Source organism: Rhizobium sp. SEMIA 4085, assembly GCF_013004495.1.
In the GTDB taxonomy this organism is placed as follows: Bacteria; Pseudomonadota; Alphaproteobacteria; order Rhizobiales; family Rhizobiaceae; genus Rhizobium; species Rhizobium gallicum.
The window spans coordinates 1-14,012 of the sequence record NZ_JABEPH010000138.1; the positions used below are offsets into that span (position 1 = coordinate 1).

General features: G+C 59.7%; 13 protein-coding genes and 2 pseudogenes. 10 read left to right on the plus strand and 5 right to left on the minus strand.

What is annotated here, in order from left to right; translation table 11 throughout:
• Positions 1-542 (minus strand): efflux RND transporter periplasmic adaptor subunit (locus C9413_RS15520; protein WP_170250614.1); only part of this gene is annotated, 542 nt, incomplete at its 3' end.
• Complete coding sequence (locus C9413_RS15525; protein WP_039843456.1) at positions 539-1,615, minus strand: efflux RND transporter periplasmic adaptor subunit; 1,077 nt, start codon at positions 1,613-1,615, stop codon at positions 539-541. The genes C9413_RS15525 and C9413_RS15520, both read right to left, overlap by 4 nt.
• 123 nt (positions 1,616-1,738) lie before the next feature.
• Here C9413_RS15525 and C9413_RS15530 point away from each other — a divergent pair, with 123 nt between their 5' ends.
• Positions 1,739-2,356: a TetR/AcrR family transcriptional regulator gene (locus C9413_RS15530; protein WP_039843455.1), complete on the plus strand. Its 618-nt coding sequence runs from the start codon at positions 1,739-1,741 to the stop codon at positions 2,354-2,356.
• Positions 2,357-2,727: 371 nt separating this feature from the next.
• On the opposite strand, the gene C9413_RS15535 is transcribed toward C9413_RS15530, so the two are convergent.
• Positions 2,728-3,159 (minus strand): helix-turn-helix domain-containing protein, encoded by a 432-nt coding sequence (locus C9413_RS15535; protein ID WP_039843454.1) that lies wholly within the window; start codon positions 3,157-3,159, stop codon positions 2,728-2,730.
• A gap of 90 nt (positions 3,160-3,249) precedes the next feature.
• On the opposite strand from C9413_RS15535, the gene C9413_RS15540 reads away from it, so the two are divergent.
• Positions 3,250-4,065 (plus strand): oxidoreductase, encoded by an 816-nt coding sequence (locus C9413_RS15540; RefSeq protein ID WP_039843453.1) that lies wholly within the window; start codon positions 3,250-3,252, stop codon positions 4,063-4,065.
• 45 nt (positions 4,066-4,110) lie between these two features.
• A pseudogene (locus C9413_RS15545) lies at positions 4,111-5,112 on the plus strand (NADP-dependent oxidoreductase).
• A gap of 324 nt (positions 5,113-5,436) precedes the next feature.
• Here the strand turns inward: C9413_RS15545 and C9413_RS15550 are convergent.
• Entirely contained in the window at positions 5,437-6,321 is an 885-nt protein-coding gene (locus C9413_RS15550) for a LysR substrate-binding domain-containing protein (protein ID WP_082046474.1), read from the minus strand.
• Positions 6,322-6,447: 126 nt separating this feature from the next.
• Between C9413_RS15550 and C9413_RS34205 the strand changes: the two genes are divergently transcribed.
• The 7 genes from C9413_RS34205 to C9413_RS15580 all read left to right on the plus strand — a co-directional run bounded on the left by C9413_RS34205 (position 6,448) and on the right by C9413_RS15580 (position 13,689).
• On the plus strand, positions 6,448-7,002 hold the full coding sequence (locus C9413_RS34205; RefSeq protein WP_203226179.1) for an ABC transporter substrate-binding protein: 555 nt from the start codon (positions 6,448-6,450) through the stop codon (positions 7,000-7,002).
• An 80-nt stretch (positions 7,003-7,082) separates the two neighbouring features.
• Positions 7,083-8,054: an ABC transporter substrate-binding protein gene (locus tag C9413_RS15555; protein ID WP_267285095.1), complete on the plus strand. Its 972-nt coding sequence runs from the start codon at positions 7,083-7,085 to the stop codon at positions 8,052-8,054.
• Between the two features lie 66 nt (positions 8,055-8,120).
• Complete coding sequence (locus tag C9413_RS15560; RefSeq protein WP_052451464.1) at positions 8,121-9,524, plus strand: adenylosuccinate lyase family protein; 1,404 nt, start codon at positions 8,121-8,123, stop codon at positions 9,522-9,524.
• Positions 9,524-10,504: an ABC transporter permease gene (locus C9413_RS15565; protein ID WP_039843450.1), complete on the plus strand. Its 981-nt coding sequence runs from the start codon at positions 9,524-9,526 to the stop codon at positions 10,502-10,504. Before C9413_RS15560 ends, C9413_RS15565 begins: the two co-directional genes overlap by 1 nt.
• Entirely contained in the window at positions 10,501-11,712 is a 1,212-nt protein-coding gene (locus C9413_RS15570) for an ABC transporter permease (protein WP_063855984.1), read from the plus strand. The genes C9413_RS15565 and C9413_RS15570 overlap by 4 nt, the downstream gene beginning before the upstream one ends.
• Before the next feature lie 12 nt (positions 11,713-11,724).
• Positions 11,725-12,693 carry an ABC transporter ATP-binding protein gene (locus C9413_RS15575; protein ID WP_039843449.1) on the plus strand — a complete coding sequence of 323 codons (969 nt, stop codon included), beginning with the start codon at positions 11,725-11,727 and terminating at the stop codon, positions 12,691-12,693.
• Positions 12,694-12,705: 12 nt separating this feature from the next.
• Positions 12,706-13,689 carry an ABC transporter ATP-binding protein gene (locus tag C9413_RS15580; protein WP_039846554.1) on the plus strand — a complete coding sequence of 328 codons (984 nt, stop codon included), beginning with the start codon at positions 12,706-12,708 and terminating at the stop codon, positions 13,687-13,689.
• Positions 13,690-13,906: 217 nt separating this feature from the next.
• Here the strand turns inward: C9413_RS15580 and C9413_RS15585 are convergent.
• Positions 13,907-14,012: pseudogene (locus C9413_RS15585) on the minus strand (IS3 family transposase); the annotation flags it as partial.

Sequence of the window (14,012 nt, forward strand, 5' to 3'; positions counted from 1 at the left end):
GAGGTGGCCATCACAACGCCATCGAATTCTGCGCGAAGCTGCGCATAGCTCAATTGTTCTTCGGCCTTGTCCAGATTGGCCTGCCCTTTTGCGACGGCAGCAACGGCACTGCGCCGCCCCAGTTGAGCCTCCTCGAAAGCGGCCTCGCTTCCAGACCTTGTTTCGGTCAGACTCCGTTGCCGCTCTTCCGTGGAGACAGCATTTGTCAGCTGTGCCTGCGCATTGGAAAGTTCGGACTGCGCGCTTCTGAGCGCAAGCTCTAGCGCCAGCGGATCAATGGCGGCAACGACGTCACCCCTCTTGACGATGTCGCCGACGCTGACCTTGCGGGTTATCACCCGTCCGAGGACGCGAAATCCAAGTTCGGTCTCGATCTTGGCCTCGACTGTGCCTGGCAGGCTCAGGGACGAAGCGGCTGTTGATTTGGCGACAACGGAAAGAACGGGGCGAGGCGGTTCCTCACGCGCTTCATCCTGCCTTTGGCAAGACGACAGCAGCAATGGGCCAAGCAGCAGCAGCCCGGATGTTACACGGATACTCATTTCGCGGCTTCCTTGTCATAGGAGACGACCTCGTTGGGCCGTAGGAATTTGGTACCATCGGATACGACGATTTCACCTGGAGACACGCCCGTGCGCACAGCGAACCGGCCGGTGCCATAGCTCGAAACATCAACCGGCCGGATGGACACGCTGGACGACGAGGGGTCCACGACCCAAACGGCAGGCTGGCCACCCTTCGAGGCCATTGCCGACCATGGCAGTTCGATTGTGTCCTGTGTGATGGAACGGAAGGAGCCGACGACCGGAGCGCCAAGCGACATGTACGGCGCCCCTTCGAGACCTACCTTCACCCTGATCGTTCCAGTCGATGGGTCAATGGTTGGCGAGATCTCGCGTACAGCCGCATCTACTTTCCGGGATGGAGTCGAAAGCAGGCCAACCGTGACTTTGTCCTCAAGCTTTCGTCCGAGATAGAGGGATTCGTAGACGTTGAAGACCGCGTCACGCGGTCCTTCATGGGCAAGCGTGAATATCCGTTGCGCAGCCTGCGCGATCTGGCCGATCTCGGCGTTTCTCGCCGTGATCACGCCGTCGGCATCGGCGCGCAGCTCCGTGTAAGAGAAAGCGTCTCGCGCCGTGTCGAGCTGGGCTTGCGCCGATTTCAGGCTTCCTTGGGCCGTCAGCAGCGCCTCCTGGGCCTGGTCAAGCGCTGCCCGGGTCGTGACCTGAGCCTTAAAGAGATTCTGCTGCCGACCGAAGGCCAGCTGGGCTTGCGTCTGCTGGGCTCTAGCTGACTGCAGGTTCGCTGTGGCGACATCCAGATCAGCCTTCTGTTCCTCAGCGTCGATGCGCGCAAGCACCTGTCCTGCCTTTACGAACGCGCCGACATCGACAAGGCGCGCGACGATCCGTCCGCTGACCCTGAAGGACAGGTCACTCTGCACGCGCGCGCTTACCTCGCCCGTGATGAAATTGATTTCGCCGACAGGTGCCGTCTTCACGACGACAGTCTCCACCCTCTTGGGCCTCACCTCATTCGTGGCCTGCTTCTCGCACGACGAAAGCGCGACTGCGCCTATGGCCAGCAAGGCGGCGACAAGGATAGTTCTCATGAATTGACCTCTTGCATCCGTTCGCGCGATCGATATAATTGACTGACTCATTAGTCAATAGAAATTGCGGAAAATTGCCTCGTGCCAGGCCACGGAATGACAAGGAGCGCCCAAGGGTGAGACATGCCTGATATGAAGAAACTGACGCGTGCGGAGCAGAAAGCGCGCCGCCCTGCACAGATCCTCGATGCGGCCTTTGAGGAGTTCGTGGAACGCGGCTACGTGGCGACACGCGTTGAAGACATCGCTGACAGGGTCGGAGTAACGAAGGGGACGATTTACGTTTACTTCGAAACCAAGGAGCAGCTTTTTGAGGCAATGATCAGGCACATCTCCGTGCCGTTCGAAGATCTCCTGGCTAGTGCCCATGAGCTAAGCGGAACATGTTCGGAGCGGCTTGAGGGCCTTATAGCGATGCTCTACGATCGCATTGTCGAGAACCGCAGATTGCGGGAACTGATGAGGTTCGTCATCGCGGAAGGATCACGGTTTCCCCAAGTCGTCGATCGGCACCACGAAGAGTTCATCGACCCACTCAACGCTCATTTGCAATCCCTCATCGATGAGGGTGTCAACCAAGGCGAGTTCCGGCCGGCGCCAGCGGCATTCGCCGACGCGGTAGTGGCTCCTGCCATCGCCATGCTGATTTTCAAGCTCATTTTCAATGATCGAAGAGCTCTGGACAAGACGACTTACCTGGAAGCGCATCTCGATCTCATTATGCATGGTCTAATGGCTTGACCGCTTCATTCGCCCAGAACTAAACGCCTTCTTGGGGCTGCTGCTGCGTCTTATCCCATGCAGGTCGCTGAATACCCGGCCTTGGCGGTTGGTCGCTGCTCCGGCGGGCGATCTGCTAAACTGTTCGACAGTTTTCGCGAGGTGACGCTGGATGATCTCGATATGCTCAAGGGGAGCGCAGCAAATCACCCGCTCCTCTACGGGAGCGCCGCAGCATGAACCCGCAAGCTGGCAGTCCCCCGACCGTTCCGGACGCGCGGCTGCCCTGCCGGTACGGCGAACTGCGGAAAAGGCAGTCGAGTGGGCCTTATGGATAAAGATGGCACCGGTGCCTGGCCATAACCGACCATAGGTCCACCATATGGGGCGGGTTATTCGGGTGCGGCGATGCGTATTGGACGTGTTCCGATCGGAGCACCGGTTGTGCGGTCGATCGTGACAGGATCAATCTCCGTTCCAGTCTCGGCGTCAAAGAACCGGGTTACACCGTTTTTGTTGCGGTGCTTTCGCCCCCACGCGCCGATCGAAAACAGAACCGGCAAAAAGTCCCGACCGGCCTCCGTCAGCACATATTCGTCCCGTGGCGGCCGCTCCGAGTAGCGCCGTTTCTCCAGCAGCCCCTCGTCGGTAAGCGCGGAAAGCCGACGGGTTAAAATTGTGGGCGCGATGCCAAGGCTCTTCCGAAATTCATCAAAGCGGGTGAGCCCAGCATGGGCGTCCCGCAGTATCAGCATACTCCATGCGTCCCCTACCAACGCGAGGCTACGGGCGATCAGGCATGGCTGGTCCGAAAGGTCCGGCATGTTAATATCTTTTTGATAGTGACTTACTTTCAAATTGATAGTAACCTAGTTTGCATCGATATTCCACGACAAAAATGAAAGCAGAGACAGATGAGTAAGACAGAACGCGGAGTCGCCCTGGTCACAGGCGCATCGTCGGGCATTGGAATGGCGGCCGCACGAGCGTTGCGGCGCAATGGCTACCGGGTGTTCGGAACCAGCCGGAAGCCGATGGCCAACACCGACGATGGTGTGACAATGCTGGTTTGCGACGTCACCGACGACGAGTCTGTACAGAAGTTCGTCGATGATGTCGTGAGCCGTGCAGGACGGATTGATCTTCTCGTCAACAATGCCGGAATTGGACTGCTCGGAGGTGCTGAGGAGTCCTCTGCCGCGCAAGCAAAAACTCTGTTCGACGTGAATGTCTTCGGCGTCATGCGTTTAACAAATGCAATACTACCGATCATGAGACGCCAACGGAAAGGCAGGATCATCAACATGAGCTCCATTCTCGGGCTCATTCCTGCCCCCTTCAACGCCCTCTATGCATCGACCAAGCACGCAATTGAGGGATATTCGGAATCGCTCGACCATGAAGTGCGAACGCAAGGCATTCGCGTCGTACTGGTGGAACCTGGGGTCACCCGCACATCGTTCGAGGAAAATCTCACGCGCGCGGATCAACCGCTCGCCGTGTACGATAGCGTTCGTGCCGACGCTGAGAAGCTGATGCGAGAGATTGTCGAGACGGGAGACGCACCCGAGATCGTCGCCAACATGGTGGTCAAGTCGGCCAACGCAGCATCACCGAAGAGGCGTTACACCGTAGGAAAGGCTGCGGGGCTGGTCCGTTTCCTGCGCCGCTTCATGCCCGAGTCTTTCGTCGACAAAAATCTTCGGAAATTCAACAGGCTTCCCGCCTAACCCCCAATTGCCGTCACCTTGGGAAAAGAAAGAAAGTTAGTACTCATGAAGGCATTCTTAGTTGATCGCTATACAAAAGGTGGGGCTCTACGGCTCGGTGATAGTCCGGAGCCGGAACTGCGCGACAACGATGTCATGGTGGAGATCCATGCCGCCGGGGTGAACCCCTTGGATAACAAGATCAGGGACGGCGAGTTCAAGCTCATCCTGCCCTACCGCCTTCCACTGGTGCTCGGCAACGAGTTAGCGGGCGTCGTGGTCCGGGTCGGGGCCAAAGTCCGGCAGTTTAAGCCCGGTGACGAGGTCTATGCACGTCCGGCCCAAGATCGCATCGGGACATTTGCAGAATATGTCGCCATCGATGAGGCCGATCTAGCACTGAAGCCGAAGAACCTCACGATGGAAGAGGCGGCATCGCTGCCGCTCGTCGCCCTGACCGCCTGGCAGGTGCTTGTCGAACGGGCGAACCTCAAGAAGGGACAGAAGATTCTGATCCATGCCGGCTCAGGTGGCGTGGGAACGATTGCCATCCAACTTGCCAAGTATCTCGGTGCGACCGTGGCAACGACGACGAGCACAGCTAATGTCGATCTCGTTAGAAACCTCGGAGCGGATGTCGTCGTCGACTATAAGAAGGATAATTTCGAGAAAGTGGTGCACGGCTACGACGTCGTGCTGAACAGTCTCGAGAAGGACACGCTGGAGAAATCCCTGGCTGTTCTGAAGCCGGGTGGAAAGCGGCTCGCGAGTTCCGGCCCTCCCGAGCCGGCCGTCGCGAGGCAGAACGGCGCTGGTTGGCTCCGTCAACAGTTCATGCGCCTGCTGAGTTTCAGCATCAGGAAAGAAGCGAAACGCCAAGGCATCACTTAGTCGTTTGTCTTTATGACAGCGAACGGTGGGCAGCTGGGAAAAATCACATCCCTGATCGAGGCGGGTGACATACGCCCCGTGATGGACCGGGTCTTCCCGTTCGAGAGGACGAATGAGGCGCTCAACTATGTCGAAACGGGTCGTGCGAAAGGGAAGGTCGTCGTCGCGGTGAAGTGATGTCTGGGCCAATTGGCGCTCACTCCGGCGTCTTTAACAAAACCGGCCACCGAGCCTGGACTCTCGAGATCGAATTGCTGGGCCCAAACGCAAGAAAGCCCTCCACGCTGGGACGGCTTTCTTGCTGCCTATTTAAATTCTGGTTGCGGGGGCCTGATCACACAGAGACTTGCAACCTCTAAGACTGTTGGTGAGTTCTGCGACAATGATTTCCGCTTCTCGTCCCAAAGCAACGAAAAAGCCTCAAAAAGAGAAAATAGAACGGCCGCGCACCAGAAGAATTCAGGTATGTTAGCGCGCCGTGGACTGACACAACGGCCTGTTCTATTCCACAACCGCGTCCCTCAGCCAATTGCGAAAGAATCTGAAACTGTCGGACCGAAGTTTCGGATCGGCGAACATAAAGAAATAGTGCTCATGCACCATGTCTTTCTCGAACAGCGCAACGAGTTGACCATCCGCCAGTTCCTGCTTGACCAGTTTCTGGCGAACAATCGCAATGCCAAGTCCTTCGACGGCGGCCGTCAGTTCGAGGCCGGAGCTTTCGAGATCGATGAAGCGTGTGCTGGAAAAAATTCTTGGAGCGCGCGGCCCCAGCCAACGCTCCCAGTTGCGGGTGAATTCCGCGGAACGAAGCAAAGTATGCCGTTCCAGATCGTCGGGCGTATCGAGGGGTGGCGCGCGGCGAAGATAGGCAGGGCTGCAGACCGGTATGAGGTCAGCGTCGCCCAATATCTCGCACACGAATCCCTTTTTGCTGATTGCCTCGCCCACATGGATTGCACCGTCCACCCCCTCGACATCATGCCCGCCCGTAACGAATTTTACGACGATGTCGGGACGGCGAGCATAAAGCGTTCCAAGCACCGGCATGATACATTTCTGCAGAAAGACGCGCGGGCTGCCGATGACGAGCGGTCGCCGGTCGACGCCGACCGATAGGTCGCTCGTCACCGCGCGTATCTGGCCGAGTGAAACATGGATCCTATCCCAGTAGACTTCGCCGACCGGTGTGAATGAGATCCTTCGATGCGACCGCTCGAAGAGATCGCAACCGAGGAATGATTCAAGATTCTGGATCTGCCGGCTAACCGCGCCGGATGTCAGACAGAGTTCGTCCGCCGCCTTGGCAATGCTCATGTGCCGCCCCACCGATTCGAACACCGGAAGCGAGGTCATGGGTGGCAGGTCCCTACGCCTTGTTTGCATTTGTATTTTCCTCCCGCTGCCATCTCTATCGTTCAATTGAGAAAAACTCAATCGAGTCCAGAAAAATTCGATTTTTCACCAGGCAGCGCGGCGATACGGTCCCACAGAATAAATGGGAGGAGGACTATGAAAAACTTGTCACTGGCATCTTTCGGCTTGGCGCTCGCAGCCGCGACATCGCTTGTGCCGCTTCCGGCAGCGGCTGAACAATTGCGCGTGGGTCTCGCCGCGCTCGCCACCTCGGTCGATCCGCATTTCCACCGCGCCGGCTACAACTTCGATCTTCGCGAGAACATTTCGGACGCGCTCGTCTACACCAACGGCGTCAATGGCAGCGTCGAACCGCGCCTTGCGAAATCATGGGAGATCCAAGGTGATACCAAATGGGTCATCACGCTCGAGCCGAAGGCGAAGTTCGACGACGGTAATGCGCTCGGAGCCGACGACGTGATCTATTCGATCTGCCGGGTGCGCAATGTGCCGAACAGCCCCGGCCTCTTTAGCAGCTTCATCGCCACGATCGCCGATATCAAGGATGCCGGCGATGGCAAGATCGAGATAGACACCAAGAAACCCGATCCGAACCTGCTGCGCAGCTTGAGTAATATCGGCATCGTCCAGAATTCGACCGGCCGCACGCTGGCCTATGACGACAAGACCTGCGGAACGACAACTGGTTAGAGACAGCCGGCTTCAACAGCGGCAAGGTATCGCCCGGCATCGGGCACTACCGCGTCAAGAAGTTCGCGCCTGATGTTGAGATCGGATTAGAGCGCAACGAACAGTATTACGGCACGCCGGCTGCCTACGATTCGGTGCTGGTCAAATCCCTGCCGGACAACAGCGCCCGCATCGCCGCCCTGCTCGGCGGTTCGGTGGATGTCATCAACGCCGTGCCAATCAACAGCATCGACAGCATCCAGTCCTCGGGCAAGTACCACCTGTCGTCCATTCCTTCCACGCTGCTAATCTTCCTGCTGCCCGACCAGGGTCAGGAAAAGACGCCGAAGGTTTCCGGTACAGACGGAAAGAACCCCTTCCTTGACCCGCGTGTCCGCAAGGCGCTCAACCTCGCTATCAACCGCGAGCAGATCGCCGAAACCGTGATGGGCGGCATGGCTCAACCGGCAAGCCAGATCATCGTGGACGGTGTCTTCGGCCATAATCCCGATCTGCAGCCTTATCCCTATGATCCGCAGGAGGCCAAGCGCCTGCTGGCCGACGCGGGCTATCCGAACGGTTTTTCGATGACGTTGAACGCCCCCAGCGACCGCTACGTCAATGGCGCGCAAGTCGCTCAGGCCGTCACCGCCATGCTCTCGCAGATCGGGCTGAACGTGACGCTTGAGACCTTCCCGTTCAGTATCTACTTCACCAAGGCGAGCGCCTACGAGTTCAGCCTCTATCTGGCCGGTGCCGCCGCCGACACGGGCGAAGGCCTGAGCCAGATGATCAACCTCGCCGGCACCCGAAATCCCGACCGCGGCTGGGGCGGCGCAAACCGTGGGCGCTATTCCAGCAAGGTCACCGACAAGGCGCTTGAAGACGCACAGTCGACGCTGGACGACGCCAGGCGGGAAGAGCTGATCCGTGCGGCGGTGGTCGAAGTCTACGATGACCACGGCTATGTGCCGCTCTACCACGAGTTCGGCGTCTGGGGCGTACGCAATGGCGTGCATTACGACCCCAACGCCAACCTGACCAACATCTTCTACACCGCGCGCCCCGAATAAGACGATACTGGCAAGGCTGGCGGTCACGCCGGCCTTGTCTTCTCATTCATGAAAGTGCGAAGCCAGATGGGTACAGAATTCAACGACGCCCTCACGTCACAATACGATTACCGGGGACTGCGGGACGCTTTTGCTCCGCCGGCCATGTACCAAGCCTTCCTGGATGTCGAAAAGGCTGTAGCGCTCGCTCAGGGAGAGCTCGGCATGATCCCGATTGCCTCGGCGGAGGTGGTCGCTGAACATTGCCGTTACGAGTATCTGGACGTGGACCGGCTGGGCACGTCGTACCGGACGACCCGTCACCCTCTTATGCCGCTGATCAACGAGCTCGTCCGGCTCTGCGGCCCACGGCACGGCGGGTATGTCCACTGGGGCATCACCACGCAGAACGTCATCCAGACCGGACTGCTGCTGCTCGCCAAGCGTGCCCAGGCAGTGCTGGACGGGCTGCTCGCCGACATCCTGCGCCATCTCGGCCGCCATGCCCGCACCTACGCGAAAACCGTCATGGCGGGGCGGACCCATTATCGTCATGCGGTGCCGATCACCTTCGGCTTCAAGGTCGCGGTATGGATCGACGAATTCCTTCAGGCCTCGGATAGGCTTCGGGAAGCCGAAAAGCGTGCCTTCGTCGTCATAGCCGGTGGCGCAGTTGGTTGTTTCTCGGCTCTGGGCAGGCAGGGCCCGGCCTTCCAGTCACGCGTGGCAGCACTTCTCGGCATGGGCGAAATGGCCATTCCCTCGCGGGCGATCCGCACGCATATGTGCGAGTATGTCAATGCGCTGAGCCTGACGGCTTCCATCTGCCACAAGATCGCGGAAGAGGTCTACCAGAGTTCCTCCGAGGAGTACGGGGAGCTGCACGAAGGTCGCATCGAAGGCACTATCGGCTCCTCCACCATGCCGCAGAAGATCAACCCGATCCTCTGCTACGGCATCATCGCCAACAGCAACAAGCTCTATTCCTGCGCCGGCATGCTGATGGCGACCGCCCATCGCCCGTTCGAATCCGACGGCAGCGCCAACCAGATGTTCGAGGACGGACTAGCGGAGGTGATCAGCGCCATTTCCGAAATCCTCGTGCGGACCGAGCTTCTGGCGCGCGACCTCTATGTCGATACGGAGCGGATGCGGGCCAATCTGGACCTGTCGCACGGGGCGATCTTCGGCGAGTTCGCTATGATGCGGCTTGGCGAGACGCTCGGCAAACACAGGGGCCATGAGCTGGTGCACGATGCCGCCATGGCAGCAGCAGCCGGCAAGGCGCCGTTCCTCGACGAACTGGCACAACTCCCGGGCGGCCAGGCACTGCGCGCTGAGATCGAGAACCGGCTTGAGACCAGCAGTACGGGCGGCATATGCGCCGAATATGCGTTGCATTTCGGATCGCTGGTCCAGGATATTGCGGCAGGGGCGATGCCGACCGTAGAGCAGCGCAACATCAACGCCTACCTGAAGGCTGCCCGCTGATGTTCTCCTTCGTGCTGCAGCGTTTGTTGCAAAGCGTGGTCGTGATCTTTGTGCTGTCGGTCGTGCTGTTCGTCGGGGTGTGGCTGATCGGCAATCCGGCAGACATCCTGATTTCGTCGGAGGCTTCAGAGGCCGACCGGCTGGCCGCCATCACCGCACTCGGGCTCGACAAGCCGCTCTGGCAGCAATACCTGATCTTCCTCGGCAATGCCGTGCAGGGAGACTGGGGCACCTCCTTTGTCTACAAGGAACCCGTCACCAGCATCCTGCTGCAACGCCTGCCGGCTAGCCTCGAACTCGGTCTGGTGGCCTTCATCATCGCCATTGCCGTTTCCGTGCCGGCCGGGCTTTACTCAGGGCTTAGACCGGAATCGCCGCTCGGGCGTGGCGTCATAGCCTTCTCGCTGATCGGCGTTAGCATCCCCACCTTCTGGCAGGGCATGCTCCTGATCGTCGCCTTCGGCATCGCTCTGCCAATCCTGCCGGTCGGCGACCGGGGCCAGGTGACGACCCATTTCGGCATCACCACCAGCCTCTGGACGCTTGACGGCTGGTCGCATGTCGTCATGCCAGCCTTCAGTCTGGCGCTCCTCAAGATGTCGTTGCTGATGCGCGTCACGCGCGCCGCGACGATGGAAATCTCCCGCCTCGACTTCGTTAAGTTCGCCTATGCGAAAGGCGTGCGCAGCCGTAAGGTGGTCGTCAGGCATATCCTGCGCAATGCGCTGGTTCCGCTCATCACGGTAACAGGGATCGAACTCGCCAACCTGCTGGCCTACGGTGTGATCACCGAAACAGTATTTTCCTGGCCCGGGCTTGGCAAGCTGCTGATCAACTCGATCAAGGTACTGGATCGTCCGCTGATCGTGGCCCAACTCACCTATACGGCGCTACTGTTCATCGCCATCAACTTCATCGTCGACATCCTGCATATGGCCATCGATCCGCGCGTGAAATCCGTTCTGAGGCGCGCGGCATGAGCATGACCGAATTCAACAATTTCGCGCTGCGTTTCGCCGAAAGCCGCACCGCCATCATCAGTCTGCTGATCAGCCTCGTTTTCGTCGCGTGCGCCCTCCTCGCACCTCTGATCTCGCCAACGGACCCCTACGACCTGACGCAGCTTCAGCTTTCGGACGCATTGAAGCCCGCCGGCTCGAAGCGCATGCTGCCGGGAGAGGAAGTCCGCGCCAACATCCGCCTGCAGGACGGTGCGACCTCGGTCGAACCCGCCGCACCGGCACAGACCCGCAATAGTATCGCGGCCGAGTCCTGCGGACCGAACTGTCTCAGCGTCGGCGTGCTGCCGGAAGGCACGAAGTTCGCCAGCCTGCAGATCCGCAACCTGCCGGCCGGCGCCACCGTGGAAGGCGGTAGGAAGCATATCGTCCAGCCCTGGTGGACCGTGGACAACCCGGAGGGCGGCAAGGTCAGGATCGTTTCGAACGGCCCGCTCCCTGAAAACTTCACCGTCCTCGCCATCGCGAAATCCCTCGATCAGGAGACGAATTTCGTCTTTCGTCTCGGCACCGACAGCTTCGGCCGCGACATGCTTTCCGCCATCCTCTACGGCATCAGGATCAGCGTCTTCGTCGGGCTGGTGGCGGCAGGCGCCGCGATGTTGCTCGGCACCGGGCTCGGGCTTCTCTCTGCCTGGCGTGGCGGCATGACAGACGCGATCATCATGCGTGCGGTCGATTTCATGCTCGGCCTTCCGGCCCTGCTCGTCGGGCTTGCGATCCTCGCCATCCTGGGCAACGGCGTCAGCAAGGTCGTGCTCGCCATCGTCATCGTGCAATGGTCCTATTATGCGCGCACGGCCCGCTCCTTCGCCATGAGCGAACTCAGCAAGGAATATGTCGAGGCGGCAAGGTGCCTGCGCCTTTCGCCCACACGCATCATGCTGCGCCACGTGCTTCCGAATTGCATGCCGCAGATCATCGTGCTCTTCACGCTCAACATCGCCGCGGCGATCTCGCTCGAATCCTCACTGAGTTTCCTCGGCGTCGGCCTGCCGCTCACCAGGCCCTCGCTCGGTATGCTGATCGCCAGCGGCTACGAATTCATCTTCTCGCACAAGTACTGGATCAGCATCTATCCGGGGGTGGTGCTGCTGGTGATGATCGTCGCCATGAACCTGCTCGGAGACCGGTTGCGCGATCTAAACAACCCGCGGCTCGACCGCTAGAGGAGCCGGGCAATGACGAAACCCTTCTTCCAAGTCGACCGCCTCAACACCTGGTTCTTCACTCGCCAAGGGGTGATGAAATCGGTGCGCGACATTTCCTTCGACCTTCGCCGCGGCGAGGTGCTCGGCATCGTCGGCGAATCCGGTTCGGGCAAATCGGTGACGGGCATGTCGATCATGGGCCAGGTCGATGAGCCGGGCCGCATCGTTTCCGGCTCGATCTCGCTCGATGGTACGGAGCTGACGGTACTCGACTTCGAGGCGATGCGCCGCTATCGCGGCCGGCGGATCGCCATGGTCTTCCAGAACCCCTTGATGACGCTGAATCCGCTGATGCGCGTGCGCGACCAGATGTACGAAGCGATCGAAGAACACGAGAATGTCTCCCGCAAGGAGAAGCACAACCGCTGCATCGAGGCGCTGAAGGCCGTGGGGATTCCCTCGCCGGAGGAGCGGCTGGACGCCTATCCGCACGAGATGTCGGGCGGCATGCGCCAGCGCGTCGTCATCGCCACCGCCCTGCTGCTCGGACCGGACATGATCATCGCAGACGAGCCGACGACGGCTCTCGACGTGACGATCCAGGCTCAGATCATCTACCATATCCGCCGCCAGATCGATGAACGCGGCCTCGGCATGATCTGGATCACTCACGATCTTTCGACGCTTTCGGAACTCGCCGACCGGATCATGATCATGTATGCGGGCGCGATGATGGAAATCGGCACGACCGAGGATATCATCGGCTCCCCGCGCCATCCTTACACCCGCAAGCTTCTCGATTCCGTTCCCTCGCGCAACATACCTGGGGAGAAGCTGAGGCAGATCCCGGGCAACATGCCCTCGCTGCTTTCGCTCGGAAAGGGCTGTCCCTTCGCCAGCCGCTGCGAGCGGGCGACGGAGATCTGCAGCGAGCCGGTGCCGGCGACGGAGCTATCGGCCACGCACCGCATCTGGTGCTATCATCCATTCGAGGGCTGACGCGTGAACGAGATGATCTTCGAAGCAAAGGATCTGTCGCGCAGCTTCATAGCGGGACGCAGCGCATTTCGCGATCTCGCGAACCACTTTTTGCGTGACCGCCCGCCCACCGTGCTGCGCGCCGTCGACAACGTCTCGCTCACGCTGCGCAAGGGCGAAACACTTGGCGTCGTCGGCGAATCCGGCTGCGGGAAATCGACACTGGCGCGGATGATCGCCGGCATTCTGCCTGCCTCCTCCGGCGAGCGGCACTTCCGCGGTGAGCCCTACGACAGCTTCCTTACCCGTAAGCGCGATGCACTGAAAATCCAGATGGTCTTCCAGGACCCGCTTTCCTCTCTCAATCCGCGCCTACGCGTCGGCGAGATCGTCGGCGAGGCGGCAGTCCTGCACGGACTAGTGCCGCGCTCACTGGTAAAGGATTATGTGGTCGACATCCTTGCGCGCGTCGGCCTGCCCGCGGACGGCGTCGGCCGCTACCCTCATCAATTTTCCGGTGGTCAGCGTCAGCGCGTGGGCGTCGCCCGGGCGCTGGCAGTAAAGCCCGACATGCTGATCTGCGATGAGGCGGTGGCCGCACTCGACGTGTCTGTCCAGGCGCAGATCATCAATCTCCTGATGGACATCAGGCGCGACAGCGGCCTTGCGATGATCTTCATCAGCCATGATCTTGGCGTCATCCGCCATTTGTGCGACCGGGTAGCCGTTATGTATCTCGGCCGCGTCGTGGAGCTTGCCGAGACCGAGCAGCTCTTCGCGTCGCCTGCGCACCCCTATACGCGCATGCTGCTCGACGGCATGCCGAAGATCTCGCTGCAGCGACGCAAGTTCATGCCGATCCAGGGCGAAATCCCCTCGCCGCTCAACCCGCCCCCCGGCTGCCATTTCCATCCGCGCTGTCCAATTGCGACCGACCATTGCAGACGGACACGTCCGGAGTTGCGAGAGATTGCGTCGGGGCACGTTCACGCATGCTTGAATGTTGAAGCTCAATAAGGAGCATGGACAACGATGCACTTGAGAGCGGGATGCCGAGCTACCCCTGATCGGCGCACTGCAACGAAAGGGCTACGATCCACGTCCCGGCGGTTCAGGTGAGATGTTCAAGAAATTCGGTAGCACTTCACAGACAAGCGCTTTATGGTCGCTTCACGCCGTCCTCGCGCAAACAAAAAGCCCGCCGTCGTGAACTGACCCCATTAAGTTGGACGGTCTAAAGGCAAGGCAGATTTAAGGGCTGGGTTCTGTATTGTACAGGACTCAGCCCTTTGAGTTTCATTTTGATCCTGTCGTGATTGTGGTTGTTGATTTAGTCGGTG